This window comes from Mucilaginibacter daejeonensis (genome assembly GCF_020783335.1).
GTDB lineage: Bacteria > Bacteroidota > Bacteroidia > Sphingobacteriales > Sphingobacteriaceae > Mucilaginibacter > Mucilaginibacter daejeonensis.
Window position 1 is genome coordinate 1,645,786 of record NZ_CP086068.1, and the last position, 26,558, is coordinate 1,672,343.

At 49.9% G+C, this 26,558-nt stretch carries 22 protein-coding genes; all 22 read left to right on the top strand.

What is annotated here, in order from left to right; genetic code table 11:
* Window positions 1-38: 38 nt before the first annotated feature.
* Window positions 39-2,606, top strand: coding sequence for an outer membrane protein assembly factor BamA (gene bamA, locus LLH06_RS07165; RefSeq protein WP_228172585.1), 2,568 nt, complete (start codon window positions 39-41; stop codon window positions 2,604-2,606).
* A gap of 14 nt (window positions 2,607-2,620) precedes the next feature.
* Entirely contained in the window at window positions 2,621-3,148 is a 528-nt protein-coding gene (locus LLH06_RS07170) for an OmpH family outer membrane protein (RefSeq protein WP_228172586.1), read from the top strand.
* Window positions 3,149-3,198: 50 nt separating this feature from the next.
* Window positions 3,199-3,711 carry an OmpH family outer membrane protein gene (locus LLH06_RS07175; RefSeq protein WP_228172587.1) on the top strand — a complete coding sequence of 171 codons (513 nt, stop codon included), beginning with the start codon at window positions 3,199-3,201 and terminating at the stop codon, window positions 3,709-3,711.
* A gap of 65 nt (window positions 3,712-3,776) precedes the next feature.
* Entirely contained in the window at window positions 3,777-4,607 is an 831-nt protein-coding gene (gene murI, locus LLH06_RS07180; RefSeq protein WP_228172588.1) for a glutamate racemase, read from the top strand.
* Window positions 4,608-4,833: 226 nt separating this feature from the next.
* A complete protein-coding gene (gene nuoH / locus LLH06_RS07185; protein WP_228172589.1) occupies window positions 4,834-5,904 on the top strand; it encodes an NADH-quinone oxidoreductase subunit NuoH in 1,071 nt (356 codons plus the stop codon).
* 100 nt (window positions 5,905-6,004) lie between these two features.
* Window positions 6,005-6,598, top strand: coding sequence for a NuoI/complex I 23 kDa subunit family protein (locus LLH06_RS07190; RefSeq protein WP_317206723.1), 594 nt, complete (start codon window positions 6,005-6,007; stop codon window positions 6,596-6,598).
* Window positions 6,595-7,149 (top strand): NADH-quinone oxidoreductase subunit J family protein, encoded by a 555-nt coding sequence (locus LLH06_RS07195; RefSeq protein ID WP_228172591.1) that lies wholly within the window; start codon window positions 6,595-6,597, stop codon window positions 7,147-7,149. Before LLH06_RS07190 ends, LLH06_RS07195 begins: the two co-directional genes overlap by 4 nt.
* Window positions 7,146-7,454, top strand: a complete 309-nt coding sequence (gene nuoK / locus LLH06_RS07200) for an NADH-quinone oxidoreductase subunit NuoK (RefSeq protein ID WP_228172592.1) — start codon at window positions 7,146-7,148, stop codon at window positions 7,452-7,454. The genes LLH06_RS07195 and nuoK overlap by 4 nt, the downstream gene beginning before the upstream one ends.
* Before the next feature lies 1 nt (window position 7,455).
* Complete coding sequence (locus LLH06_RS07205; RefSeq protein WP_228172593.1) at window positions 7,456-8,217, top strand: hypothetical protein; 762 nt, start codon at window positions 7,456-7,458, stop codon at window positions 8,215-8,217.
* Window positions 8,214-10,274 (top strand): NADH-quinone oxidoreductase subunit 5 family protein, encoded by a 2,061-nt coding sequence (locus LLH06_RS07210; RefSeq protein ID WP_228172594.1) that lies wholly within the window; start codon window positions 8,214-8,216, stop codon window positions 10,272-10,274. Before LLH06_RS07205 ends, LLH06_RS07210 begins: the two co-directional genes overlap by 4 nt.
* Window positions 10,275-10,282: 8 nt before the next feature.
* Complete coding sequence (locus LLH06_RS07215; RefSeq protein ID WP_228172595.1) at window positions 10,283-11,881, top strand: complex I subunit 4 family protein; 1,599 nt, start codon at window positions 10,283-10,285, stop codon at window positions 11,879-11,881.
* Window position 11,882: 1 nt separating this feature from the next.
* Window positions 11,883-13,376: an NADH-quinone oxidoreductase subunit N gene (locus tag LLH06_RS07220; RefSeq protein ID WP_228172596.1), complete on the top strand. Its 1,494-nt coding sequence runs from the start codon at window positions 11,883-11,885 to the stop codon at window positions 13,374-13,376.
* A 92-nt stretch (window positions 13,377-13,468) separates the two neighbouring features.
* Window positions 13,469-15,376, top strand: coding sequence for a class II glutamine amidotransferase (locus LLH06_RS07225; protein WP_228172597.1), 1,908 nt, complete (start codon window positions 13,469-13,471; stop codon window positions 15,374-15,376).
* A 359-nt stretch (window positions 15,377-15,735) separates the two neighbouring features.
* A complete protein-coding gene (gene kdpF / locus LLH06_RS20760; protein WP_157540818.1) occupies window positions 15,736-15,813 on the top strand; it encodes a K(+)-transporting ATPase subunit F in 78 nt (25 codons plus the stop codon).
* A gap of 12 nt (window positions 15,814-15,825) precedes the next feature.
* Window positions 15,826-17,544, top strand: a complete 1,719-nt coding sequence (kdpA, locus tag LLH06_RS07230; protein WP_228172598.1) for a potassium-transporting ATPase subunit KdpA — start codon at window positions 15,826-15,828, stop codon at window positions 17,542-17,544.
* Between the two features lie 8 nt (window positions 17,545-17,552).
* On the top strand, window positions 17,553-19,580 hold the full coding sequence (kdpB, locus tag LLH06_RS07235; RefSeq protein WP_228172599.1) for a potassium-transporting ATPase subunit KdpB: 2,028 nt from the start codon (window positions 17,553-17,555) through the stop codon (window positions 19,578-19,580).
* 20 nt (window positions 19,581-19,600) lie between these two features.
* Window positions 19,601-20,158 carry a K(+)-transporting ATPase subunit C gene (locus LLH06_RS07240; RefSeq protein ID WP_228172600.1) on the top strand — a complete coding sequence of 186 codons (558 nt, stop codon included), beginning with the start codon at window positions 19,601-19,603 and terminating at the stop codon, window positions 20,156-20,158.
* Between the two features lie 84 nt (window positions 20,159-20,242).
* Window positions 20,243-21,322, top strand: a complete 1,080-nt coding sequence (locus LLH06_RS07245) for a porin (protein WP_228172601.1) — start codon at window positions 20,243-20,245, stop codon at window positions 21,320-21,322.
* A 69-nt stretch (window positions 21,323-21,391) separates the two neighbouring features.
* The gene (locus LLH06_RS07250) at window positions 21,392-22,528 is read left to right on the top strand and encodes a sensor protein KdpD (protein WP_228172602.1); all 1,137 of its coding nucleotides are present in this window, start codon (window positions 21,392-21,394) and stop codon (window positions 22,526-22,528) included.
* Window positions 22,525-24,282 carry a sensor histidine kinase gene (locus LLH06_RS07255; protein ID WP_228172603.1) on the top strand — a complete coding sequence of 586 codons (1,758 nt, stop codon included), beginning with the start codon at window positions 22,525-22,527 and terminating at the stop codon, window positions 24,280-24,282. The genes LLH06_RS07250 and LLH06_RS07255 overlap by 4 nt, the downstream gene beginning before the upstream one ends.
* A gap of 201 nt (window positions 24,283-24,483) precedes the next feature.
* Window positions 24,484-25,935 carry an aspartate kinase gene (locus LLH06_RS07260; RefSeq protein WP_228172604.1) on the top strand — a complete coding sequence of 484 codons (1,452 nt, stop codon included), beginning with the start codon at window positions 24,484-24,486 and terminating at the stop codon, window positions 25,933-25,935.
* Window positions 25,932-26,558: a hypothetical protein gene (locus LLH06_RS07265; protein ID WP_228172605.1), complete on the top strand. Its 627-nt coding sequence runs from the start codon at window positions 25,932-25,934 to the stop codon at window positions 26,556-26,558. Before LLH06_RS07260 ends, LLH06_RS07265 begins: the two co-directional genes overlap by 4 nt.

Genomic DNA, 26,558 nt, shown 5'->3' on the forward strand with positions numbered 1-26,558 from the left:
CAAACGTTTAAATTACTTTAGCGGCACAAAATATTCGGATGAATAAACTCTTTTTTGCTATTCTTTTTTCTCTGATAAGCACGGCAACGATGGCCCAGATACCAGGTGGTGGCGGCCAGCGCACAATGCGGTCGGCTATCCCTGCTGATAGTTTGAGTTACCTAAACCCTAAAGATTATATCATAGGCGATATCACCGTTTCAGGAACCAAGTACCTGGATAAGGACGTGCTGATCCAGATCGCCAAGATCAACAAAGGGGATAGGATCAACCTGCCGGGTGAGGCATCGGCCAACGTGTTGAAGAATATGTGGTCGCAGGGTTTGTTCGATGATGTGAAACTTTACATCACCAAGATCCACATGGACACCGTTTACTTGGATCTGAACGTGACCGAGCGCCCACGTTTATCACGTATGCGTTTAAGCGGTATACGCAAGGGGGAGATAGAGGACGTACAAAAGAAATTGAATGATAAGACCGGCAAGATCGTCAACGAGAACTTGCTGAGCACTACCACAGCGATCATCAAAAAGCACTTCAACGAGAAAGGCTACATGAACGCTACGGTGACCATGAAGCAACAACGTGACCCGGCTGACTCAAACAGTGTGATCCTGAACGTGGCCATCGATAAAAAGAAGAAGGTCAAGATCAATGAGGTGATATTTGAAGGTAACCAGGCCTTCAGCTCAAAAAGGCTGAAAAAGTTCCTGCCCAAGACCCGCGAAAAGAAATTCTATAACATCTTCGGTTCTAAAAAATTCAAGCAAGACCAGTACGAAGAGGACAAACAATCGCTTGTTGACAAAATGCAGGCGAAGGGTTACCGTGACGCCGAGATCGTGAGCGATTCGGTATGGCGTCATGATGATAACACCGTGAACGTAAAGATCAAGGTGTACGAAGGTCCTAAGTATTACTTTGGTAACATCACCTGGACCGGTAATGCCCGTTACTCTACTCAGGTATTGAACCGCATCCTGCGTATCAAAAAAGGTGATGTATTTAGCGAAGAGGAGTTGAGCAAACGCCTGAACGGTGGTGGCCCTGACGGTAACGACGTGAACACGCTTTACCTTGATGATGGATACCTGACCTTTAACTCTGAGGCCGTACAGACCAGCATTTACAATGATACCATTGATGTGAACATCCGTATCTACGAGGGTGCACAATACACCATCAACCGTGTGATGGTAAAAGGTAACGAGGTGACCAACGATCGCGTGATCATTCGTGAACTGGCTACCAAACCAGGTCAAAAGTTCTCCAAATCATTGATCATGCGTAGTACACGCCAGATCACGCAGCTGGGTAACTTTGACGAGCAAAAGATCGAGCCAAAACCGACCAACATCAACCCGACCGATGGTACCGTAGACATATTGTATAACGTGGTAGAAAAACCATCTGACCAGATCGAGTTATCGGGTGGTTTTGGTGGTGGCCAGCTGGTGGGTACACTGGGTTTAACCTTCAACAACTTCTCGTTGCGTAATCTGTTCAATGGTAAAGCTTACAAACCACTGCCTAAAGGTGATGGCCAAAAGCTAAGCTTACGTGGTCAGGCCAACGGTAAGAATTACCAGAACTTCTCGTTCACTTTCTCGGAGCCTTGGTTAGGTGGTAAAAAACCTATCTACTTCAGCTTATCGGCTTATACACAGTTAAGCTCTACCGGTCAGTTCTATGCCAAGTCTGACCCGCGTTACAACTTTTTACGCATCAACGGTGTGGGTGTTACTTTGGGTAAGCGTTTGAACTGGCCTGATAACTATTTCCAGTTGAACTACTCGCTTAACTTTGACCACTACAAACTGGATAACTTCAGGGGCTACCTTCTTACTGATGGTACCTCGTACAACATCAAGTTAACACAGGAGTTCAGCCGTAATTCGGTAGATGCGCCTATCTTCCCAACAAGTGGTTCTAACATACGTTTCACCATACAGGTAACGCCGCCATACTCGTTGCTGAACAATACTAACTACAGCATCGCTACTCCGGCCGAGCGTTACAAGTTTGTGGAGTACCATAAATGGAAGTTCGATGCACAGTGGTTCACTAAGATCGCCGGTAAACTGGTGCTCATGTCGCAAACCCGTTTCGGTTTCCTGGGCACGTATAATAAATTGGTAGGCCAATCGCCGTTCGAGCGTTTCAAACTGGGTGGTGATGGTATGGCAACTTACCAGTTCCTGCAAGGTAGCGAGATCATTGGTATGCGTGGTTACCAGAACTTCACCGTAGTACCGGTAGGTTCAGGTTATAACCCTAACAGCCAAACCAATGACAACATCGGTAGCCCGATATACAACAAATTCACCATGGAGCTGCGTTACCCGGTGATCGCCAGCCAGTCGGCCACGATCTTCCTGTTAACATTTGCTGAAGGTGGTAATACCTGGAACAATTTCCGCGATTATAATCCGTTCAATATTCGTCGTTCAGTAGGTGTGGGTGCAAGGATATTTCTTCCTATATTTGGCCTCCTTGGTCTGGATTACGGTTATGGTTTCGACCAGATCCCGGGTATACCAGGAGCCAACAAAGGACAGTTCCACTTCTCGATCGCACAGAGCCTGAACGGTGGTTTCAATTAATGAGCAATTTGAGCATGAAAAAGATATTGATCGCATGTTTTTTAACACTGATAAGTGTTACCGCATTTGCACAACGCTTTGCCTATGTTGATTCAGATTATATACTGAAACACATACCGGAGTACGCCTCATCACAAAAGCAACTGGCAGCCTTGTCGGAGCAGTTCCAGCGCGATGTTGACGGCCGCTTTCAGGAGATAGACCGTTTGTACAAAGCTTACCAGGCCGATCAGGTACTCATGACCGCTGATATGAAGAAGCGCCGTGAGAACGAGATCGTAGAGAAAGAGAAAGCCGCAAAGGACTTCCAACGTTCGAAATTTGGACCTGATGGCGAATTATCAAAACGTAGCGGTTTGCTGGTTAAACCAATTCAGGATAGAGTGTCTAAAGCTGTACAGGCCGTAGCCGAGAGCGAGAACCTGGACATGATATTTGACAAGAACAGCGAGGTGATGATGTTATACGCTAACCCACGTTACAACAAAAGCGACGCCGTGATCACCCGCCTTGGATTAAAACCAGGAACTTTTGCCAGATAAGTTTAAAATCATTAAAATAGCACACGATTAAACACAGAACAACAAGAAGAATGAAAAAGTTATTTACAGTTGCTTTAGTTGCAGGTATAATGTTGGTGACGGCTAATTTTGCTAAAGCACAGACCAAGATCGCTTACGTTGATTTCAACAGCGTTATTGAGTCGATGCCAGGCCTGAAGCCTATACAGACCCAGCTGCAGAACTACCAAAAGACCTTTATGGATCAGTTGCAGTCAATGCAGACCGAACTGCAAACCAAAGCTAAAGCTTACGAGACCAACAGCAAGACCATGACCGATGCGACCCGTACAGCTACTGAGAACGAATTGAACGACATCAACAAACGTATACAAGAGTTCCAGAACAGTGCACAACAACAAGTTCAGGCTAAAAGCGCTGAGCTGTTCAAACCACTGAGCGATCAGGCAAAAGCTGCCATCAACACCGTAGCTAAAGAAAAAGGTTACACTTACGTATTCGATTCAGGTTCTACCGGTATGATCGTATCACCTGCAGGTGATGATCTGATGCCAGCTGTTAAACTGAAATTAGGTATCAAATAATAACCGAAAGGTCATTACACAAAAAAGCGAGGAGCATATGCCCTCGCTTTTTTTATTTTTGAGCCATGCATAACACGCGGCCGATAGGGATATTTGATTCAGGAATAGGAGGATTGACCGTGTTCAGGTCTATTGCAGGGCAGCTGCCCGGTCATGACCTGTTGTACCTGGGCGATAACAGTCGGGCCCCTTACGGTAACCGCTCGTTCAATACCATACACCAATATACCTGGGAGTGTGTGCAATGGCTGCTGGCACAAGGCTGCCCGCTGGTGATACTGGCTTGCAATACGGCATCGGCCAAGGCGTTGCGCACCATCCAACAAAAGGACCTCCCGGTAACGCATCCTGACCGCCGGGTATTGGGTGTGATACGCCCTACGGCCGAGGTGATCGGTGAGTATACGCACACCGGCAACATAGGCGTACTGGGTACGCAGGGCACCGTTGCATCAGGTTCTTATCTGCTGGAGATAAAGAAGTTCTTTCCTGAGATCTCTGTGCATCAGCAAGCCTGCCCGTTATGGGTGCCGCTGATCGAAAGCGGGGAGTACGATAAGCCCGGCGCCGACCATTACGTGAAACTATATTTGGATGAGTTGCTGCAACGATCCGATCAGATAGATACCATATTGCTGGCCTGCACCCATTACCCGCTGTTGCAGCACAAGATAGAAGCGCACTTGCCTGAGGGGGTCAAGGTAGTGGCCCAGGGCGACATCGTGGCCAAAAGCCTGACCGACTACCTGCAGCGCCACCCCGAGATCGATCAGCAGATCACCCGCCAGGGCACCCGCCGCTTTTGCACCACCACCGACGACACCACAGACCTTGACCAACATGCCTCCATGTTCATCTCCGAAGAAGTGGAGTTCGAGTTCATCGGGCAGATGTGAGGTGTGAGTGCTGAGGTGTGAGGACCGTGGCGAGGGAACTGAGAGGACAAAATTGTACGCCAAAGATTATAATCGTCCTCCTCCCTCAGTGCTCACACCTCACACCTCCGTCCTCAAAAGCGCATTGCCCACTTACTTACTGGATAAAAGAATTATTCTAAATAGAGCGTTCATCATTGTGCGTAGAAATAGCTAAGTTTGCACGCTCAACGAAAGTGTATCCGTCTTGAACTTTTACATCGTTTATATCTTGGTGGCCGTGGGGCTGTTCGCATTCGCGGGGCTGTTCGCCTTGTTCGGGGTATATGCCGAGCGCAAGGTCTCAGCCTTTATACAAGACCGCCTTGGACCTACCGAAACGGGTAAGTTCGGCCTGTTGCAAACGCTGGCCGATGCACTAAAGTTGCTCCAAAAAGAATCCATCATCCCCGCCGCGGCCGATAAGGTATTGTTCGTGCTGGCACCCATCATCATCTTTGTATCGGTGTATATGGGTTTTGCCTGCCTGCCCTGGGCGCCGGAGGTCATCCCCTCCGATACTAACCTTGGCTTATACTATGTGTTCGCTATTTTGGCGATCGAGACGCTGGGCATACTCATGGCGGGTTGGGGATCCAACAACAAATATTCTATCTTAGGTGCCATGCGTTCGGCCGCGCAGATCATCTCGTATGAGATACCGGCCGGTTTCGCGATCATTGCCGTGGTGATGGTGAGCCAAACGCTTGACCTGCAACAGATCGCCATACAGCAAGGGACACTATCGGCCGAGAAGGTCAAGTTCCTGGGCGTATGGGATGTGACCCACATTGGCGGCTTGTTAAGCTGGAACGTTTTTAAGGCGCCGCATCTGATCGTGGCCTTTGTGATCTACTTTATCGCATCACTGGCCGAGAGTAACCGTGCGCCGTTTGATATACCCGAGGCGGAGTCGGAATTGGTAGCGGGCTTTCATACCGAATTTACGGGAATGAAGTTCGCTTTCGTGTTCCTGGCCGAGTACTCGATGATGTTCCTGGTGTCCATGATCGCCGTAGTGCTGTTCCTTGGTGCCTGGAACTCGCCGTTGCCCAATATCGGCAGCGTTAAGCTGGCCGACTGGACCACCGGTCTGGTGTGGGGCATAGCCTGGACCTTCATCAAGACCCTACTGTTAGTAGGTGTACAGATGTGGATCCGTTGGACGCTGCCCCGCCTGCGTGTGGACCAGCTGATGAACCTGTGCTGGAAAGTGCTAACACCACTGGCCTTTTTATGCATGGTGATATCAGGCGTATGGCGGCTATGGGTAATGTGATAGTATTCTGATATCGAGTTTCGGTATCGGATGTAGAAATTAAGAATGTTAGAACGGTAGGCGCAGGTCGATCGATCCGAATAAGTGAACATTAGTGTTAGTGACCAACACATATAAAGCTTTTGTAACAGCCATTAAAGGGCTGGGTCTAACGCTGCGCCATCTTTTCACCGGTAATTCTGAACGTAAGGTGCAGCCGGTGCAAGCGCCCAACTACTTTAAAGAGTTGGAAATAGGTACTAACACGATCCAATATCCCAAGCAAAAGCTGCCCATACCCGAAGTGGGCCGTTATCAGTTAGATGTGGTTATCGACGATTGCATCGTGTGTGACCTTTGCGCCAAGATATGTCCGGTGGATTGCATCGACATTACCTCGATCAAGGCCACACAGTCTTACGGCCAAACGTCTGACGGTTCGAAGAAGATGCTATATGCCGAGAAGTTCGATATCGATATGGCCAAGTGCCTGTATTGCGGACTTTGTACGGTGGTTTGCCCAACCGAGTGCATTACCATGACCAACGAGTACGACCGCAGCGTATACCAACTGGGCGACCTTACCTACAGCTTCTCTGACATGAGCCCCGAACTGGTGGCCGAAAAGAAAGCTGAATACGAGCAAGCGCAAGCCCAAAAGCTGGCGGCCAAGCAAGCCGCCATGAAGGCAAAGGAGGGAGGCGCTACGTCATGAACCTGATCACCGTTATGTTCTATTTAATGGCAGTGATCGCCATTTGCTCGGGGCTATATGTGGCCGCCAGCAAAAACCTGGTGCGCTCGGTGTTCATGTTCTTCATTACGCTGTTCGCGCTGGCGGGGATCTATGTGCTTTGCCTGGCCGACTTTGTGGCCGTTACGCAAGTAGTGGTGTATGTGGGTGGCATATTGGTGCTGATCCTGTTCGCGTTCATGCTGTCGGGGCGGGAGTCGCTGGCCGGTGTGGAGGGACAGGAGAATAAACTCATCAACCTGAGCAAAGTGCCTGCACTGCTGCTTTCAGCTTTGTTCTTGATCGTATTGGTCAACATATACTTCAAAGCCGATGTGGATGGTTTGCCGTGGATCGCTAACGCGGTGAGGACAGGCGACACCTTCGCGCCCACAACGGTGGTGATCAACAATTTAGGCGTTACCCTCATGACTCGTTACTTGCTACCTTTCGAGGCGGTATCAGTATTGTTGCTGATGGCTTTGGTGGGCGCTGCACACTTATCACGCAAGGAGGAGGGCGCTACATCGTGATCACACTTACTCATTACCTGGTACTAAGTGCCGCATTGTTCTGCATTGGGTTATTCATTATCCTGAGCAAGCGCAACGCCATACAGATATTGATCGGCATCGAACTGATGCTGAACGCTGCTATATTGAACCTGGTGGCCTTTGGCCGTTTTGATAAGATGAACAATGGTGGCCAGACATTTGCCTTGTTCGCTATCGTGCTGGCAGCTGCCTCTACTGCCGTGGCATTGGCCATTGTGTTGAACGTTTACCGCCGTTACCGTACCATCGATCCGGGTAAGATCGATCAGTTAAAGGACCGATAAGATGAGAGCTTTGTTGACCAGCATATTCATATTGATCAGTGTTATCACGCATGCACAAGGTATTCCTGTTAAAGGTGGGGTCACTGATACGTTGCTGTCTAAAAGTGTCAACGTACTGGATCAGCTCTCTCATAAGAAAAAGAAGCAGACCCTATCACAGATCATTTCCCTTGAAAAAGGGAAAAGGCCATTGGTGAAGATCGATGACAAGGAATACAAAGGCTCATTAGATGACATCGATACTGACGAGGCCATCCAGATCACCTTTATGAAAGGGGAGGACGCGGTCAAGGTATTTGGTGATAAAGCTAAGGACGGACTTGTTGAGATCACGACCAAAGCAAGTATGCCTGATCAAGGATCACAAGTGATCGAAACAAAGAAAGAGCCGTTGCTATTCATCAACGATACGTTGCAGAAAGATCTGAGCTCAATGAAGCAGCTCGATCCCAATGATATCGCCTGGATGGATGTGATCAAAGATGCAAGTGCTAATGGCGATGCAGCAAAAGCCCCCGGAACCGTCAAGATCTACCTTAAACGCTACGTTAAACGCTTGAATCACGAAAGGTTAAGCAAGCTATCCGCACCATACAGCCAATACGTAAAGGAACATCCTGAGAAGAATATCATTTTAATGATCAACGGCGAAATGTCGAGAGATGGGCGAAAGCTTTTTGATACGCCTATAGAGAATATCAAGGAGGTGAGCTTCAAGCCATCTGACGTAGTACCAACCGTAACCATTATCACCCAAAATTGACCGCTGCACTTTCACATATCGACTCTCAAACGATCGGTTATGCGTTGGCAGCCGTGGGTTTGCCGTTGGTGGCCGCACTGATCAACCTGCTGTTGCCTGCCAAAAGCGGCCGTGTGTCGGGTTGGATATCGGCTGTTGCCATATTATTGAGTGCGGTATTGGCAGCTATTGTATTCGGACGGGTATGGAACTTTAAGCAACTGCAAGAGCAGCAACTGTGGTTCATGGTCGGCAGTACGCCGGTGTATGCGGGCGTATTGCTCAACAACCTTTCGGTGTTCATGCTGCTGCTGGTCACGGTGATCGCTTTGCCGGTACATATTTACTCCACCGGTTACATCAAATCTGCCGAGCAGAACCGCTACTTTACCTACCTCAGTTTCTTTTGCTTTAGCATGATGGCGCTGGTATTGGTAGATAGTACGCTGCTGTTCTACGCCTTTTGGGAACTTGTGGGCTTTTCATCTTACCTCTTGATCGGCTTTTGGTTCACTAAGGATAGTGCCGTGCAGGCTAATAAGAAGGCCTTCATCATGAACCGTATAGGTGATATCGGTTTGCTCACGGCCATCATCATTCTGTTCGCACAGTTTCACACTTTTGATCTGGTCAGGCTGTTTGGCGAAAAGGGTTTGGTCAGGTTCGCGATCATCGATCATGGCTTTTGGGTATCTCCTGTGGGTAGCCTGCCGCAGGTATGGCAATACGTGGCCTTTGTAGGTATACTGTTGGCGGTGGCGGCCAAATCGGCCCAGTTCCCGCTGCACACCTGGCTGCCCGATGCTATGGAAGGGCCCACCTCGGTATCGGCACTGATTCACGCAGCTACGATGGTGGCCGCTGGCGTATTCCTGCTGGGCAGGGTATACCCCTTGTTCAATATCTACGAGCTGAACACATTGGCCATCATCGGCTCGTTCACGGCCTTACTGGCGGCCACTATAGCCCTCACTCAAAATGATCTGAAACGCATCCTGGCGTACTCTACCATATCACAGCTGGGATACATGATCGCGGCCATGGGCATCAATGCCTATGCGTCAAGCCTGTTCCACTTGGCCACGCATGCGTTTTTCAAGTGTTTGCTGTTCCTGTGCGCGGGAGTGATCATTCACGAGGTGCAGCACATTAAGGATGAGCACCAGTTAGATATCGACCCACAGAACATCCTATACATGGGCGGCCTGCGTAAAAAGATGCCTATCACCTTTATTGCCACACTGGTGGGTTGTTTGGCACTGGTAGGTCTACCGCTTACGTCGGGTTATCTGTCTAAAGACGGTATATTAATACAGGTCTTTGAGTGGGCCGAGAATAAGCCCGGCGTATATATGATCATTCCGGTGAGTATCATGCTGACCAGTTGCCTGACCGCATTTTATGTGGCCAGGCTGATCTTTAAGGTATTCTTTGGCGAGTTCAGGCTGAAAGAGATACTGCCCGATATACATTTGCATATCGGCGATGGAGGCTTTGTCTTCAGCATACCGCTCATCTTCCTGAGCATTTGCAGCTTGTTTCCGCTGTTCTCATTCAACCCATTGGTTTATGAGCATGCCTGGCTTTTCGAGGGCTTCAGTCCATCGCAAATGATGGCGCGTGCTAACAATTACCATACGATCATTCCGGTGCTGATCAATATCCTGTGCGTGTTCGTGGCGTATTGGGCATATGCGGTATACATCCAGCAGCGTAAACTGGTATTTACTCAAAATAGCCTTTGGTTCAGGTTATCCTACAACCAATGGTATATCGATACTTTTTACAGAAAAGCTGTAGTAGGAGGGGTGTTGTGGCTGAGCCGTACGTTGTTCGCTTTCGATAAACAAGTGATAGATGGGGGCATTGACAAGCTGCAGGCGCTCACCCGGTCGCTTGCCGGCCTGGCCGCCTGGACCGACCGCTACATTGTTGATGGTGTTTTACATTTGACCGCCTGGACCGTACGCGTGATCGGCGGCTCGGTGCGCAGCTTCCAAAACGGACGTGTGCAATATTACCTGTTCAGTATGCTGGCCGTGGTGTTAGCCGTACTGGTATTTAAATTACTGATCTGAACCCTGAAATGAACATACTCACCCTATTCATATTCATCCCCGCGTTATTTGGCTTGCTCATACTAGCCTTACCGGCCAGCCTTAAACAAAGCTTCAAGTACCTTACACTGGTGGCTACACTGGTGCAGTTGGCGCTGAGCGTGTATATGTACCTCAACTTTAATACCGGGGCTAACTTTGGCGGCGTGGCACACGAGGAGCAGTTCCAGTTCATGCAAAAAGTGCCCTGGATACAGCTTGAATTGGGCAATGCCGGGCGCATGCAGATCGATTACTTTGTCGGTATCGATGGCCTGTCGGTGATGTTGTTAGTAATGAGTGCCGTGGTGATGGTGATCGCCGTGCTGGCCTCATGGAACATCACCCACAACGTAAAAGGCTATTTTGCCCTGTTCCTGCTGTTGGATATGGCCGTTGCCGGGGTGTTCAGTGCGCTCGACTTCTTTTTGTTCTACCTTTTTTATGAACTGATGCTGCTACCACTATACTTCCTGATCGGGATGTGGGGTGGCGTAAGGCGCGAATATGCGGCCATCAAATTCTTCCTGTATACGCTGTTCGGCTCGGTATTTATGCTGCTCATCATGGTGGGCCTTTACCTATCGGTAACTGACCCTGCCACCGGTAGCCATACCTTCAATATCATTAAAATGATGGATCCGGCCAACTACCGGCCGGGGTCGATATTTGCGGTATTGAGCGAGCACACCTTGTTCGGGGTACCGGCACGTACCTTAGGCTTCGTGGTATTGTTCATTGCCTTCGCCATCAAAGTGCCGGTAGTGCCGTTGCACACCTGGCTGCCTGATGCGCACGTTGAGGCGCCTACACCGGTATCGATCATACTGGCGGGTGTACTGCTCAAGATCGGTGGTTATGGCATCATCCGTATCTGTATAGGCATCTTCCCTGAGGTGGCCATGAATGCGTCCTGGTGGCTTGGTCTGTTGGGTGTGATATCCATTTTGTATGGTGCACTTAATGCACTTGCCCAGCGCGACCTTAAACGTTTGATCGCTTATTCGTCCATCTCCCACATGGGCTTCGTGCTTTTGGGGCTGGCTTCCCAAACGGCCGAAGGTATCAGCGGTGCCATGCTGCAAATGATCAGTCACGGTTTCCTTTCATCCATGTTGTTCTTCCTGGTAGGGGTGATCTACGAGCGTGTGCACGATCGCGATATCTATCATTTCCGTGGCCTGGCTACGGTGAACCCAACTTATACCACTTACGTGATGATCGCGTTCTTTGCGTCGCTTGGTCTGCCTGGCTTTTCAGCTTTTGTGGCCGAGGCGTTTTCGCTCACCGGCGCGTTCAGTTCATCGGTATTGCCTAAGTGGATGGCGGTTTGCGGTTCGGTAGGTATACTACTGAGCGCGGCCTACTTTTTATGGACGCTGCAGCGCATGTTCTTCGGTAAGGAACTGCTCAAAGGTGGCGACGCCTGGAGGGCTTCGTTAAGCACACTCAACATTCGCGAGAAGATCGCTTTGTTCCCGTTAGCAATACTGGCTTTGGTGTTAGGCATCATGCCATCATTGGTACTGGGTAAGATCAATACCTCTGTGCTGGCCTTTATCGAGTTCACTAAACATATTGCCCGTTAACATGCAGCAATGGCCATACATATCGGCACTGTTAAGTGATGTGATGCAAAGCCTGCCGCTGTTCAAGCCCGAGCTTTGCCTGACGGGACTGTTCCTGATGGTGTTGGCCATTGACCTGATCTACCGTAAGAACGGCGTGAACGGAAGCCGTACACTGGCTTGTGCAGGCATCTTACTGGTCATGGTGGCCAACTGGGGTCAGTATATCTTGCTTGATGACCGTACCGAAATGCTATTTGCCGGCAGCCTCATATTGGACCACGGCACTATCGTGCTCAAAATGACCATCGATGTTGCCGCTTTTATCCTTCTATTATACTTTACCTGGGATGATGACCTGAAAGCTCATAAAAAGGGGTTGGGCGATGCCTACAGTATCATTGTTGCATCGGTACTTGGGCTGCACCTGATGGTGATGTCGGGTACGCTGCTGGTGGTGTTCCTGTCGGTAGAGATGGTTTCAATAGCCTCATACCTATTGGTGGCTTATCGTACCGGTAACGGTCAAAGCGCTGAGGCCGGGCTCAAATATGTATTGTTCGGTATGGCGGCATCGGCAGTTATGCTGTATGGTATATCGCTGTTATATGGGTTGAGCGGTACGCTCAGCTTTGCAGGTCCGCAAATGGCGCAACAACTCATGCTGGCACATCCTGCCGCAGTGATGCTGGCCATGCTGCTGGTGCTGGCAGGCATCGGCTTTAAACTGTCATTCGTGCCCATGCATTTTTGGGTACCCGACGTGTATCAAGGAGCCAGTACTCCGGTCACGGCCTATTTATCAACGCTGCCTAAGATCGCGGGCTTTGGTTTGCTTGCGGCGTTGGTTCGGCCTTTTGCTGCCGGCCAATTGGGTGGCGATATCAGCGCTATACTGGCCGTTGCCGGTGTGGTGACCATGATCGCGGGTAATTTTGCGGCCATATGGCAAACCAACATTAAACGCATGCTCGCTTATTCGAGCATTGGTCATACTGGTTTTGCGTTGATGGCCATCCTTACCTTCAATGCGCAGGGAGCAAAAGCCCTGAACTTTTACCTGGGCGCTTATGCGGTGGCCAATCTTGGTGTACTCGCCTTAGCCAGTTACTTTGCCAACGCACGCAACGCGCACACGCTTGATGATCTTAAAGGACTGGGCAGCAAATATCCCATCGCTTCGGTTTGCTTCGTGGTGTTGCTGGTGTCATTGACCGGTATCCCGGTATCTGCCGGCTTTAATGCCAAGGTGCTGGTGTTCTCGGCGGTGTACAACGTTTATGAGCAGGCGCATTCGCCGTTCATGCTGGCGTTGCTGATCACGGGTGCGGTCACTACGGTGGTGTCGTTGTTCTACTACATCAAAGTGCCATTGTACCTTTTCCTGAAACGGCCCGACGATGCCAATGTGGTGCACCCTGCCACCTCACGCAAACTGCTTACGTTGATCGTGGTGCTTACCGTTGTGGTGTTGCTTTTGGGCTTATTCCCTGATGTTGTGGCCAACTTTATGTAGCCTTAACGGTGCCGTAACAATAACATTTTAATGACGATCGCCCCGCGGAAGAAACGCGGAAAAAGCTTACCTTCGTGGCTTCATTTCAAATCATGAGCGATCAGATCAAGCATGAATGCGGTGTAGCCTTTATACGCCTGCGAAAACCCCTCTCATACTATCAGCAAAAATATGGTACGGCACTTTATGGCTTAAATAAGCTTTACCTGCTGATGGAAAAACAACACAACCGTGGACAGGACGGCGCCGGTGTTGCCACCATTAAACTCGACATTGAACCAGGTAAGCGCTACATCAGCCGGCACCGATCGATGGCAAGTAACGCGGTGGCCGACATTTTTGAATACATTCAAAAGAAGTTCGCCGACGTTGAAAAGGAGCACCCTGAAAAAATGAAGGATGCTGAATGGCTCAAAGAGAATATAAGCTTTACCGGCGAAGTTCTGTTGGGCCATTTGCGTTATGGTACACACGGTAAGAACAGCATCGAGAACTGTCACCCGTTCCTCCGCCAGAACAACTGGATGACCCGTAACCTGGTTATCGCCGGTAACTTCAACATGACCAATGTTGACGAGCTGTTGAAGCAATTATACGAGTTAGGTCAGCATCCAAAGGAGAAAGCCGACACCGTTACCGTGCTGGAAAAGATCGGTCACTTCTTGGACACCGAGGTTCAGGGACTGTTCGACCAGTTCAAACGAGAGGGTAACGACGACAATATCCAGATCAGTAAAATGATCGCCGATAACATGGACGTGGCCAAGATCTTGAAAAAATCGGCCAAGAACTGGGATGGTGGTTACACTATTGCCGGTATACTGGGCCATGGTGATGCCTTTATCATGCGCGACCCATCGGGCATTCGTCCGGCGTTCTACTATATTGATGATGAGGTGGTAGTGGCCACTTCTGAGCGCCCGGCCATACAAACGGCGTTTAATGTACCGTTTGAATCGATCAAAGAGATACAACCTGGTCATGCCCTGATCGTGAAGAAAGACGGCAGCGTAGCGGAAGAGCAATTTAGCGAGCCGCGCGAAAAGAAAGCTTGCTCTTTCGAGCGTATCTATTTCTCGCGTGGAAGTGATTCGGCCATTTACCGTGAACGTAAACAATTAGGCCGCCTGCTTTGCCCGCAAATATTGGACGCCGTTGGGCACGACATCAAGAACACTGTACTATCATACATCCCTAACACCGCCGAGATCGCTTTTTACGGCATGGTGGAAGGCATGAACAAATACGTTAAGCAATACCAGCGCGAACGCCTCCTGAACCGCGACGACAAGATCAGCGATGAGGAAATGAGCGAGGTATTAAGCCTGGCCCCACGCGTGGAGAAGATCGCCATCAAAGATGTGAAGCTTCGTACCTTCATTACCCAGGATGCCGACCGCAGCGAGATGGTAGCCCACGTATATGATACCACCTATGGCTTAATTAACCGTGGTGCCGATACCCTGGTGGTATTGGACGACTCGATCGTACGTGGTACTACCCTGAAGCAAAGTATACTAAAGATACTGGACCGTTTAGGCCCTAAAAAGATCGTGGTGGTGTCATCAGCACCGCAGATCCGGTACCCTGACTGTTACGGTATCGATATGTCGCGCATGGGCGAGTTCGTGGCCTTTGAGGCAGCCGTTAGCTTGCTGAAAGAGACCGGCCAGGAAGATATCCTGCTGGATGCTTACCAAAAGGCCAAGGCCAGCGGTGCATTGCCTAAGGAAGAGGTAGAGAATTATGTGAAGGCCATTTACGCGCCATTCACTGATCAGCAGATATCTGACCGTATAGCCAAGATCATCACCCCTAAAGAGATCAATGCCGAGGTTCAGGTGATCTACCAAACCCTCGACAACCTGCACATTGCCTGCCCTGATCACCTGGGCGACTGGTACTTTAGCGGTAACTACCCGACCCCTGGCGGTAACAAGGTAGTTAACCGTGCCTTTGCCAACTGGATGGAAGGCAAGAACCAACGTGCATATATGTAATTGATCGTTATTAAGTTATTACTAAGCCCTCCGGTATAGCCGGAGGGCTTTTTTTGTGCCTTGATGTTTAGGTGTAGCGACTCGTTTTGTGCCTGCTGACCTTACACATCCACCTTCCGTTCTGGAAATGCACCCTTCCATTTTGGTAGGGTTTTAAAATGGCATACTGATTTTCGGAAATGTAAGTCGTTGTAAATGTGTGGTTTATTGAGTTTGTGCCATAGCGGCACTGCATTTGGCTATAGGTGTTCAAATAATATCTATTTCAAATGTTAACTGCATTACTCTTCCTGGCCATCATCGTGTGTATGTGGCTTTTCTTCAGATCCGTTGACTGGTTCGAAAAAATCTAAAAGATCATGATCGCTTTATTTATCATCTCTATCGCCGTATTCATCTATATGATCTACGTGCTGCTCAAACCCGAAAAATTTTAAACTGTACAACAAATGAACTCAGAGATCTTAGGCGTGGTCGCCTCCTTCCTGATCACCTTGCTTATTGCCGTTCCTCTGGGCCGCTACTTGGCCAAGATGTTCGCTGGTGAGCGGGTATGGACCGACTTTTTAAAGCCACTCGAAACCGGACTATACAAAGTGTCGGGCATTGACCCTAATGAGCCCATGGACTGGAAGCAATTCCTGAAAGCCATGCTCACCATAAACCTGCTGTGGCTGGTATACGGTTTCTTTGTACTGATCTATCAAGACAAATTGCCGCTTAACCCCGACGGCAACCCGGGCATGACACCCGACCTGGCCTTCAATACCATCATTAGCTTTGTGGTGAACTGTAACCTGCAGCACTACTCAGGCGAAAGCGGTGTTACTTACCTTACCCAGCAATTCATACTGATGTTCTTGCAGTTCACGACTGCCGCTACAGGTATAGCCGCAGCTGTTGCACTGTTCAAGGCCTTCAGAGACAAGACCACCAATGACCTGGGTAACTTTTGGGTGTTCTTTGTAAGATCGATCACTCGTTTGCTGTTGCCTTTATCTATTGTGATCGCGTTGGTACTGGCCTTTAACGGTATGCCATCAGGCTACGCTGGAAAAGATCAATTCATGTCATTGCAGGGCGATACCGTGAATGTTTCTCGCGGTCCGGTGGCTCAGTTCGTGGCCATTAAGCACTTGGGTACCAATGGTGGCGGCTGGTTCGGTGCCAACTCAACCCATCCGCTCGAGAACCCGAACTACATCACTAACATGACCGAGGTAATTTCGCAAATGATCATCCCAATGGCCATGATCCTGGCGTTCGGCTTTTTCATCCGCCGTGAAAAATTGGGCTGGGTCATATTCGGTGTCATGACGGTAGGTATGTTCATGCTCATGATACCTACTATTAGCAGTGAGCTGGGAGGCAATAGCTACATAGCTAAAATGGGAGTGACCCAGGCCACCGGCGCCATGGAAGGCAAAGAGGTACGGATAGGACCAATAGCTACCGGTTACTGGAGTACGTTGACCACTATCGTATCTACCGGGTCGGTAAATGGTATGCATGATAGTACTATGCCGCTCACCGGCGCCTGGCAGCTGTTAGGTATGATGATCAACGGTTTCTTTGGCGGTTGCGGCGTAGGTATCTTGAACTACTTCGTATACCTCATCATCGCCGTGTTTATCTCCGGCTTAATGGTCGGTCGTACACCTGAGTTCCTTGGTCACAAGGTAGAGGCGAGGGAAGTGAAGATCGCCGCGTTGGTGACGCTGATCAGCCCGTTCCTGATCATGTCAGGCACTGCTTTGGCGGCATATGTATACCTGCACTTTGGCAATGCCGATTGGGCCGTTAAGCCGTCCAACTGGTTAAATAACCCGGGCTTCCATGGTTTCTCAGAGATGCTGTACGAAATGACCTCATCCAATGCCAACAATGGTTCAGGTTTCGAGGGCTTGGGCGATAATAACATCTTTTGGAACGTAAGTACAGGCTTTGTGCTCATACTGGGCCGTTACCTGCCGATCATTGGTCCGGTGGCTATAGCCGGCCTGCTGGCCAAAAAGAAATACATCCCTGAATCGGCCGGTACGCTGCGTACCGATACCGTGACCTTTGGGGTAATGACCATGGCCGTGATCCTGGTGCTTAACGCACTTTCTTACTTTCCGGCCCTGGCGCTTGGTCCACTGGCCGAATTTTTCTCTATGCCTAAGTAATTGAACAAATGAAAAACAGATCTAATAAATTATTCGAACCTGCGCTGGTCAAGACCGCCCTGCGCGAATCGTTCGTTAAACTCGACCCTCGGGTAATGCTGCGCAACCCGGTGATGTTCACCGTGGAAGTAGGTACAGCAGTAATGGCTTATGTAAGTTTTTACAGCCTTACCCACAAAGATCAGGGTTCATTCGCTTATAACTTCTTTGTGTTCATCATACTGCTGCTTACCGTATTGTTCGCCAACTTTGCCGAGGCCATTGCCGAAGCACGCGGTAAGGCTCAGGCCGATAGCTTGCGTAAGACGCGTGAAGAGACACCAGCCAACGTAGTGCTGGAGGATGGCTCGGTAGTATCAAGGTCATCAAATGAGCTGCGCAAAGGGGATATGTTCGTTTGCGAGGCAGGTGATACCATCCCTACCGATGGCGAGATCGTTGAGGGTTTAGCTACCATTGATGAATCGGCCATCACTGGCGAATCGGCTCCGGTGATCCGGGAGGCCGGTGGTGATAAATCATCAGTGACCGGTGGTACCAAGGTACTGTCAGACCGTATCAAAGTGGTAGTGAGTACCCAGCCGGGCGAAAGCTTTTTAGACAAGATGATCGCACTGGTTGAAGGTGCATCACGCCAGAAGACCCCTAACGAGATCGCGTTGACCATTTTGCTGGCCAGCTTTACGCTCATCTTCGTGATCGTGTGTGTTACGCTGAAACCATTTGCTGATTACGCCAACACGCCGATCACTGTAGCTGCACTGATCTCATTATTCGTGTGTTTGATCCCGACCACTATCGGCGGTTTATTATCGGCCATCGGTATAGCTGGTATGGACCGTGCACTACGTGCCAATGTGATCACCAAATCAGGTAAGGCCGTGGAGACCGCTGGCGACATCGACGTGTTGTTGTTAGATAAGACCGGTACCATTACCATAGGTAACCGTAAGGCCACCCAATTTTGGCCAGCACCGGGTGTTGAACCTGATGCACTCGTTACCGCTGCGGTACTATCATCACTGGCCGATGAGACCCCAGAAGGTAAGTCTATCGTTGAACTTGCCGCCAATCATATCAAACTGCCTACAGTCCCCGAAGGCTCAGAGTTCATCAAATTCACTGCCGAGACCCGTTCAAGCGGGGTGGATACTCCTGATGGCCGTTCGATACGTAAAGGTGCGTTCGATTCGATGCGCAACCTGGCTCACCGTGCCGATAAGCAAGTGCCTCACGAGGTAGAAGAGCGTGTGAAAGCCATCTCATCTAATGGTGGTACGCCACTGGTAGTTGCCTTGAACAGCAATGTGATGGGTGTGATCGAATTGCAGGACATCATTAAACCCGGCATAGCCGAACGCTTTGAGCGCCTGCGCAAAATGGGGGTAAAGACCGTGATGGTGACTGGTGATAACCCACTGACCGCCAAATTTATTGCCGAGAAGGCCGGTGTGGACGATTTTATAGCCGAGGCTAAGCCTGAGGATAAGATGAACTACATCAAGCATGAGCAAGCCAATGGTAAATTGGTAGCCATGATGGGCGACGGCACCAATGATGCACCTGCCTTGGCCCAGGCCGATGTTGGCGTAGCCATGAACAGCGGTACACAAGCCGCCAAAGAGGCCGGTAACATGGTGGATCTGGATAACGACCCTACCAAACTGATCGAGATCGTGGAGATTGGCAAGCAGTTGCTGATCACCCGTGGTACGCTTACCACCTTCTCTATCGCTAATGACGTGGCCAAGTACTTCGCCATCGTTCCTGCGCTGTTCATCGCCTCTATACCGGCGCTGCAAAGCCTCAACATCATGGGCTTGCATAGCCCCGAGAGCGCTATCCTGTCGGCCGTGATCTTCAACGCCGTTATTATTCCGTTACTGATCCCACTGGCACTTAAAGGTGTTGAATACAAACCGGTAGGGGCAAGTGCACTGTTGCGCCGCAACCTACTTATCTATGGTTTAGGTGGCGTAGTAGCACCATTTATCGGCATCAAACTGATCGATGTGGTCATAGCCCTCTTTATGTAATAATTATCAAAGTTAAGATCATGAAAAAATATATTGTACAGTCTATCCGCCTCACCATAGCACTAACCATTTTGTTGTGCGTACTGTACCCGGTGTTGGTAGCCTTTATAGGTAAATTCGCTCAAGGCGGCGGCAACGGCGAGACCATTGCTTTTAACGGTAAAGTAGTGGGTTATGCCGCCATAGGTCAAAAGTTCGATAAACCGGGTTACTTCTGGAGCCGTCCATCGGCCGTGGGTTACAATGCAGCCGGTTCGGCCGGATCTAACAAAGGCCCAAGCAACCCCGACTACCTGAAGCAAGTGAGCGATCGCATAGATACCTTGCTGAAGTATCATCCATATCTCAAAAAGAGCGACATCCCTGCCGATATGGTCACGGCATCAGGCAGTGGTTTGGATCCTGACATTTCAGCTCAGGGTGCCACCATACAAGTGGAGCGTGTAGCCAAAGAGCGCGGTTTGAGCACGCAGCAGGTAAGCCAACTGGTAGCCCAGCACATTGAAAAGCCAGCACTTGGGCCCGAAAAAGTGAACGTTTTGAAATTGAACATCGCGCTGGACGCGCTTAAAAAATAGTCAGCCAACTGCGGCTATCATTCTATCAAATAATATCATGAGTGTGGCCCACCGCGGCCACACTTACTGACCCTATCCATACCCATGAAAATAACTCTACTGGCTGCTGCAATGTTAGGCAGCACCGCATTATACGCCCAGGATACTGTTAAGACCGCAAGCCATTTGACGATCAGTGGCTACGCCGAGCTTTATTATGGGTTCGACTTTAACCGCCCGGCCAACAACACCCGCCCGAGCTTTGTGTACTCACACAACCGCCATAACGAGGTGAACTTGAACCTTGGCTTCATTAAAGCCAATTATGACAATGGCAATGTGCGCGCTAATCTGGCTTTAATGGCGGGCACCTATGCTAACGCTAACCTGGCCGCCGAGCAAGGTGTACTAAAAAATGTGTTCGAGGCCAACGCTGGCGTCAAACTATCCAAAACAGCCAACCTTTGGTTGGATGCGGGTATCTTTGCCTCACACATTGGCTTTGAGAGCGCCATCTCTAAAGATTGTTGGGTACTCACCCGTAACATCTCTTCGGAGAATACGCCTTACTATGAGTCGGGCGCAAAGCTGACCTATACGACCAACGACGGTAAATTGACCCTGACCGGCCTATACCTGAATGGCTGGCAGCGCATCAACCGCCCCGATGGTAACAGCAAACCGGCCGGAGGCCTTCAGGTGTACTACAAAGCCACTGACGCCATCACCCTGAATTATAGCAATTACCTGGGCATGGAGGGCGCCGACTCGGTACGGGTACGCAGGTTGTATCATAACTTCTATGGCATCTTTCAGCTCACACCAAAGTTTGGGCTTACCGCCGGGTTCGATTACGGTACGCAGCAACGATCAAAGGGTAGCGACCAAACGAATCACATCATATCGCCGGTGGCCATTGCCCGCTACCAATTGGCCGATCAGTGGGCCATTGCCGGACGCTTTGAATATTACCAGGACAAGAACGGAATGCTGATCGCCACCGGGACACCCAACGGATTCGATACTAAAGGCTACTCGCTCAACCTCGACTTTGCACCGATGAAAAATGCCCTGATCAGGCTGGAAGGTAAGGTGTACGATAGTAAGGACGAGATATTTACCCGACCAAGTGGCCTCACCAACCACGGACCGCTGATCACTACCAGTTTTGCGGTCTCTTTTTAATAGAAACTAATACCTGATAACGGGCCAGCTGAGCTGCCCGTTATTGTTGTTCAATACCAATGACCAATTATGGACCAGGGAGGAGAAAATAAAGACAGTTCAGTAAAGGACTTTATTGAACTAGTAAAGAAGTCGCGCAGAGGTAAACTCAAAGTTTACATAGGCATGAGCGCGGGGGTAGGGAAGACCTACCGCATGCTGCAGGAAGCGCACGCTTTGCTTAAGAACGGCATCGATATACAGGTAGGCTACATTGAAACACATATGAGAGCCGAGACCCACGCCCTGATCGATGGCGTGCCCATGATCCCTCGGCGTACCACTTTTTACAAAGGCAAGGAGTTGGATGAGATGGACCTGCAAGCCATTTTGAACCGCCACCCGGAGGTGGTGATAGTGGATGAACTGGCCCATACCAACATCGAGGGTAGCAAGAACGCCAAACGCTGGCAGGACGTGGCGGATATATTGGACGCCGGAATCAGCGTGATCACGGCAGTGAACATTCAGCACCTTGAGAGCCTGAACGAAGAGGTAGAGGACATCACCGGCATCTCCATTACCGAGCGCATCCCCGATAAGTTGCTGGAACAGGCCGACGAGATCGTGAACATTGACCTAACCGCCGACGAACTGATCGAGCGGTTAAAGGCAGGCAAGATATACGATAAGGCTAAGGTGGCCCGTGCGCTCGAGAACTTTTTCAGGAATGACAAGATCCTGCAATTGCGCGAACTGGCGCTTAAGGAGGTGGCCCACCACCTGGAGCGCAAGATCGATATCGAGATACCTAAACAGATCAAGCTGCGGCCCGAGCGTTTTTTGGCTTGCATATCCTCTAACGAGGAAACGGCTCGCACAGTGATCCGTAAAACGGCCAGGCTGGCATCGTACTACCGGTCGCCCTGGATCGTGTTGTACGTGCAAAGCAGCAGCGAGAGTATGGACAAGATTAGACTCGACAAGCAGCGCCACCTGATCAACAACTTCAAGTTGGCCACCGAGTTAGGCGCCGAGCTGCTCAAGATCAAAAGCGACCAGATCACTCAAACCATTATGAAAGTGACCGAAGAGCGCGAGATCACTACCATTTGCATTGGCAAGCCACACCTTAACCTTTTCCAGGTGATACTGCGCACCGCCATATTTAATCAACTGCTGACCAAGATCGCAACCACAGAAACTGACCTGGTGATACTATCATGAAAATAAAAACAAAACTCCGTTTAGGCTTTGGCTTCCTGTTCACTGTCGTGATATTTTTTGGAGCCCTGTCGTTGTTCTATATCAACGAGATAGCCAAAAGTTCGAGGGTGATCCTCAAGGATAACTATGAAAGCTTACGCTATGTGCGCGAGATGCGCAAGGTGCTGGATGAGGAACCATTTCCCTTATATGCGGCCAACATCAGTTCCTTCAAAGTATACCTCGAAAAAGAACATCAGAACATTACCGAACCCGGCGAGCAACAAGCAGTAGCTGCATTGACCAGCGCATTTAAAGCGCTCACTAGGCCGGGCATGGCATTGGCTAGCGTGCCGGGGCCGTTAAGGGCGGTACGTTCGGCTTTGCTTAAGATAGAGGACGTGAACATGAAGGCCATCGTGCGCAAAAATGATGCTGCCCAGGCCTCGGTGCAACGAACGATCTTACTGCTGGGGCTGGCCGGCACGTTCACCTTTTTGTTATTATTTAGCTTTAGTGTTAATTTTCCCACGTTCATTTCAGATCCGTTGCGCAAACTGCAGGATGGCATAGCCGAGATCACCAAACAGAACTATTCGGCGCGGTTAGACCTACCGCAAAATGACGAGTTCGCTGACGTGGCACGGTCGTTCAATAGCATGGCCACTCGCCTTACCGAGTGGGAGAACAGCAACCTGGCCAATGTGCTGTCAGACAAACGCCGCATAGAGGCCATCATTGAGCAAATGAACGATGCCATTATAGGGGTGGATGAAATGCGCGAGATTTTATTCCTTAACTCTTCGGCACGGGAGATACTGAACCTTGGCGATAAGAAGACCGAAGGACAGAACATTGATGAGCTAAGCAAGGGCAACGATCTGCTAAAAAGCATGATCGGGCAAACTACTGCCGGCAAGCCGTTCAAGATCGTGATCGGTGGCAAGGAGGCGCACTTCCGCCTGGAGACCCGCGAGATCAGCGTGCCCAACATGAACATTGACCGCACTGAAGGCTTGGCTGTGGCCAGCAAACCGGCAGGTAAGGTTTACATATTGGAGAACATTACCGAATTTAAGGAGCGCGATCTGGCCAAGACCAATTTCATCGCCACTATATCGCACGAGTTGAAGACGCCTATATCCTCCATCAAAATGAGCTTAAAGCTGCTTACTGATGAACGCGTAGGCCCACTTAATCCCGAGCAGCAGCAGCTGATGGATCACATTGCCGAGGATAGCGCCCGGTTGCTGAAGATCACCAGCGAGTTGTTGGAACTATCGCAAGTGGAGACGGGCAGCATTCAATTGAACTACGTACCTGCAGAGCCACGAAAGATCGTTGACCACGCGGCAGAAGCGATCAGGTTTCAGGCTGAGCAAAAGCGTGTGGAAATAGAAGTAAGGAGTGACGCCGATATGCCTAAGGTTCAGGTGGACGTGGAGAAGACCGCATGGGTTTTGGTCAATTTCTTGTCGAACGCTTTACGCTACAGCCCCGAACGCTCCAAAGTGCTCATCGAATTAAAAAAGTTAGGTGGCATGATCGAGTTCTCGGTACGTGATCAGGGCAAGGGCATTGAGGAGCAATTCCAGAAACGCCTGTTCGATCGCTATTTCCAGGTACCTACCGATGGGCAGAACCGTTCGGGTTCAGGTTTAGGCCTGGCCATTTCCAAAGATTTTATTGAGGTGCAACAAGGCACCATAGGCGTACAAAGTGCACTGGGCGAAGGTAGCCGGTTCTATTTTACTTTACCCGCAGTGCAAGCCTAAAACCCTTCCATTTTGAAAAAACAGGTGACCATATCGATAAGGATGGTCACCTGTTATTTTTATGGATGATACGTAACATGTTGACGATGAGCACAGTGTCGATATAGGTATTCTTTTGGTAATGAAGTGTTCACTGGTCGGGTAAATGTTGCATCAAGATCAAGATAAAGGATGCCCCCCGAACAAGAATTCTACACTAACATGGAAAAAAGAGCTAAAGAGGAGCCCGACCCTGCGCGGCGGGCTAATGACAGGATCACTGTTGAAAAGATAGGCGGCACCTCGATGAGTGCCCTGGGCGATGTGATAGAGAACATCATTTTGTATCCCAATGATCAGGAGGTGAGGTATGGCCGCGTTTTCGTGGTGTCAGCATTTTCAGGAGTTACCGATATGCTGCTCGAGAATAAGAAGACAGGCAAACCCGGCGTTTATCACCGCATCAAAATGCACCAGGACTTTAACGGTCCGCTTAAAAAATTGGTGACCGATCTTAAGGCCATCAACAAGCGTTATGTTCAATTGGGACTTAATTTGGAAGCGGCCGATCAATTCCTGGAAGAGCGGATCTGTAAGGCGCGTAAATACCTCACCAACCTGGCCAACATTCTGTCAAGCGGTTACGTGAGTAAGGATGGCATTTTGCAGGCTGCACGCGAGATACTGGCCTCCATAGGGGAGACACATTCTGCTTACAACCTGGTACAGATCCTGCAGAACAAAGGCATCAAAGCTCAACTGATCGACCTCAGCGGCTTTGATGATCACCGGTCGTTCACCATCGATCAGCGGATCAGGAACGCTTTTCGTCATATTGACCTTAGTGACAGGATCTGCGTGGTGACCGGTTACGCAAAAGGTACCGAAGGCATCATGCGCGAGTTCGATAGGGGATACTCAGAGGTTACCTTCAGTAAGATCGCGCAGATATTGAGGCCGAAGGAGGCTATCATCCATAAAGAATATCACCTGTCGAGCGCCGACCCGGTCCTGGTGGGTAAGGAGAATTGTGTGCCGGTGGGCTACACCAACTATGACATTGCCGATCAGCTGGCCGATGTAGGCATGGAGGCCATCCATCCCAAAGCTTCAAAACCACTTGAGATCAACAATATTGACCTGCGCATTAAGAATACCTTTGAGCCGTCACACCCCGGCACGCTGATCACGTGCGATCATGTTGGTCAGCACAAAAAGGTTGAGATCATTACCGGATCAGACAAGTTACTCATCATCGATATTTACGACCCAAATATGGTAGGGCATGTAGGCACCGACCTACAGATCATGGAGATATTTGCGCGCCATGAGGTCAGCTATACGTTCAAGGCCACCAGCGCCAACAGCATATCCATCGTGATATGGGAAAAAGATCATAGCAAAAAGATGATCAGCGAGCTGACGGCCCAGTTTGAGAAGGTGAGCGTTGAACCCGTGGCTATGGTTTGCCTGCTGGGATCCAATATGGACAGGCCCGGGTTGCTTTCAAAAAGCGCAGCGGCCCTGGCAGCCGAAGGCATCAATATCATGAGTGCGGGCTTTGCCTTACGCAAGGTAAATATTCAATTTTTGGTGGAACGAGAACATTACAAGCGTGCGATCATTGCGCTGAACCACGCTATGGCGCCTGTAAAGGAAATGGAGTTGGTATGAAAGCACACAGACAACATGGACCAGCCTACTTTGCCCATCATCGCGAGATAGAGGATGTTGGCCAGATGAACCAATGCCCTATAAGGCCGGTTTGGGTCACTGATGAGCCGGAAGCTCAACTGACCAATACCGTTACGTGGCTTAGGTTACAGGCGCACCGGTTGCAGTACCGCCTATTATACGCCGATGTGGTGGTGTGCTGCACTTACATCTTGTTCATTTTTACCACGCTACGCTTTCATACCATGGTAGCATCTGACCGTTGGCTGTATGTGCTTACTATGATGGTGTTGTTCGTTAGCTGCGTAGCTTTCATAGGTGTACACCTGGCGCCTCACCGGCGTGACCGATCGCGCATGGAACAATTGGGCAACGATTGGGCGGGCTATCGTACATACCTGCAACGCTGGCCGCTGGTATTTAAAGCGTACTCAGCTTTCGTGTTGACCGCGGTACTATTGTTCGCTTACAACGAACGGTCGCCTTCAACGGGTATGATCACCGGTTTGTTAATGGTGACAGGCTTGCTCTTTGCGTTCGGGGTCAATATGATCTTCAAGACCCTGCAGGCCAGGCAACATACACAAAGCTACATAAGCCAGGCCACCGGGCACTTGAAGTAA

What these genes read in the sequence shown, in the direction of transcription:
- LLH06_RS07205 (WP_228172593.1), top strand. Translation starts at nt 7,456, where the DNA reads ATGAGAGCTTTGTTGACCAGCATATTCATATTGATCAGTGTTATCACG.
- kdpB (WP_228172599.1), top strand. Translation starts at nt 17,553, where the DNA reads ATGAAAAACAGATCTAATAAATTATTCGAACCTGCGCTGGTCAAGACC.
- kdpF (WP_157540818.1), top strand. Translation starts at nt 15,736, where the DNA reads ATGATCGCTTTATTTATCATCTCTATCGCCGTATTCATCTATATGATC.
- LLH06_RS07255 (WP_228172603.1), top strand. Translation starts at nt 22,525, where the DNA reads ATGAAAATAAAAACAAAACTCCGTTTAGGCTTTGGCTTCCTGTTCACT.
- LLH06_RS07240 (WP_228172600.1), top strand. Translation starts at nt 19,601, where the DNA reads ATGAAAAAATATATTGTACAGTCTATCCGCCTCACCATAGCACTAACC.
- bamA (WP_228172585.1), top strand. Translation starts at nt 39, where the DNA reads ATGAATAAACTCTTTTTTGCTATTCTTTTTTCTCTGATAAGCACGGCA.
- murI (WP_228172588.1), top strand. Translation starts at nt 3,777, where the DNA reads ATGCATAACACGCGGCCGATAGGGATATTTGATTCAGGAATAGGAGGA.
- kdpA (WP_228172598.1), top strand. Translation starts at nt 15,826, where the DNA reads ATGAACTCAGAGATCTTAGGCGTGGTCGCCTCCTTCCTGATCACCTTG.
- LLH06_RS07175 (WP_228172587.1), top strand. Translation starts at nt 3,199, where the DNA reads ATGAAAAAGTTATTTACAGTTGCTTTAGTTGCAGGTATAATGTTGGTG.
- LLH06_RS07250 (WP_228172602.1), top strand. Translation starts at nt 21,392, where the DNA reads ATGGACCAGGGAGGAGAAAATAAAGACAGTTCAGTAAAGGACTTTATT.
- LLH06_RS07260 (WP_228172604.1), top strand. Translation starts at nt 24,484, where the DNA reads ATGGAAAAAAGAGCTAAAGAGGAGCCCGACCCTGCGCGGCGGGCTAAT.
- LLH06_RS07245 (WP_228172601.1), top strand. Translation starts at nt 20,243, where the DNA reads ATGAAAATAACTCTACTGGCTGCTGCAATGTTAGGCAGCACCGCATTA.
- LLH06_RS07220 (WP_228172596.1), top strand. Translation starts at nt 11,883, where the DNA reads ATGCAGCAATGGCCATACATATCGGCACTGTTAAGTGATGTGATGCAA.
- LLH06_RS07265 (WP_228172605.1), top strand. Translation starts at nt 25,932, where the DNA reads ATGAAAGCACACAGACAACATGGACCAGCCTACTTTGCCCATCATCGC.
- LLH06_RS07215 (WP_228172595.1), top strand. Translation starts at nt 10,283, where the DNA reads ATGAACATACTCACCCTATTCATATTCATCCCCGCGTTATTTGGCTTG.
- LLH06_RS07170 (WP_228172586.1), top strand. Translation starts at nt 2,621, where the DNA reads ATGAAAAAGATATTGATCGCATGTTTTTTAACACTGATAAGTGTTACC.
- LLH06_RS07195 (WP_228172591.1), top strand. Translation starts at nt 6,595, where the DNA reads ATGAACCTGATCACCGTTATGTTCTATTTAATGGCAGTGATCGCCATT.
- LLH06_RS07225 (WP_228172597.1), top strand. Translation starts at nt 13,469, where the DNA reads ATGAGCGATCAGATCAAGCATGAATGCGGTGTAGCCTTTATACGCCTG.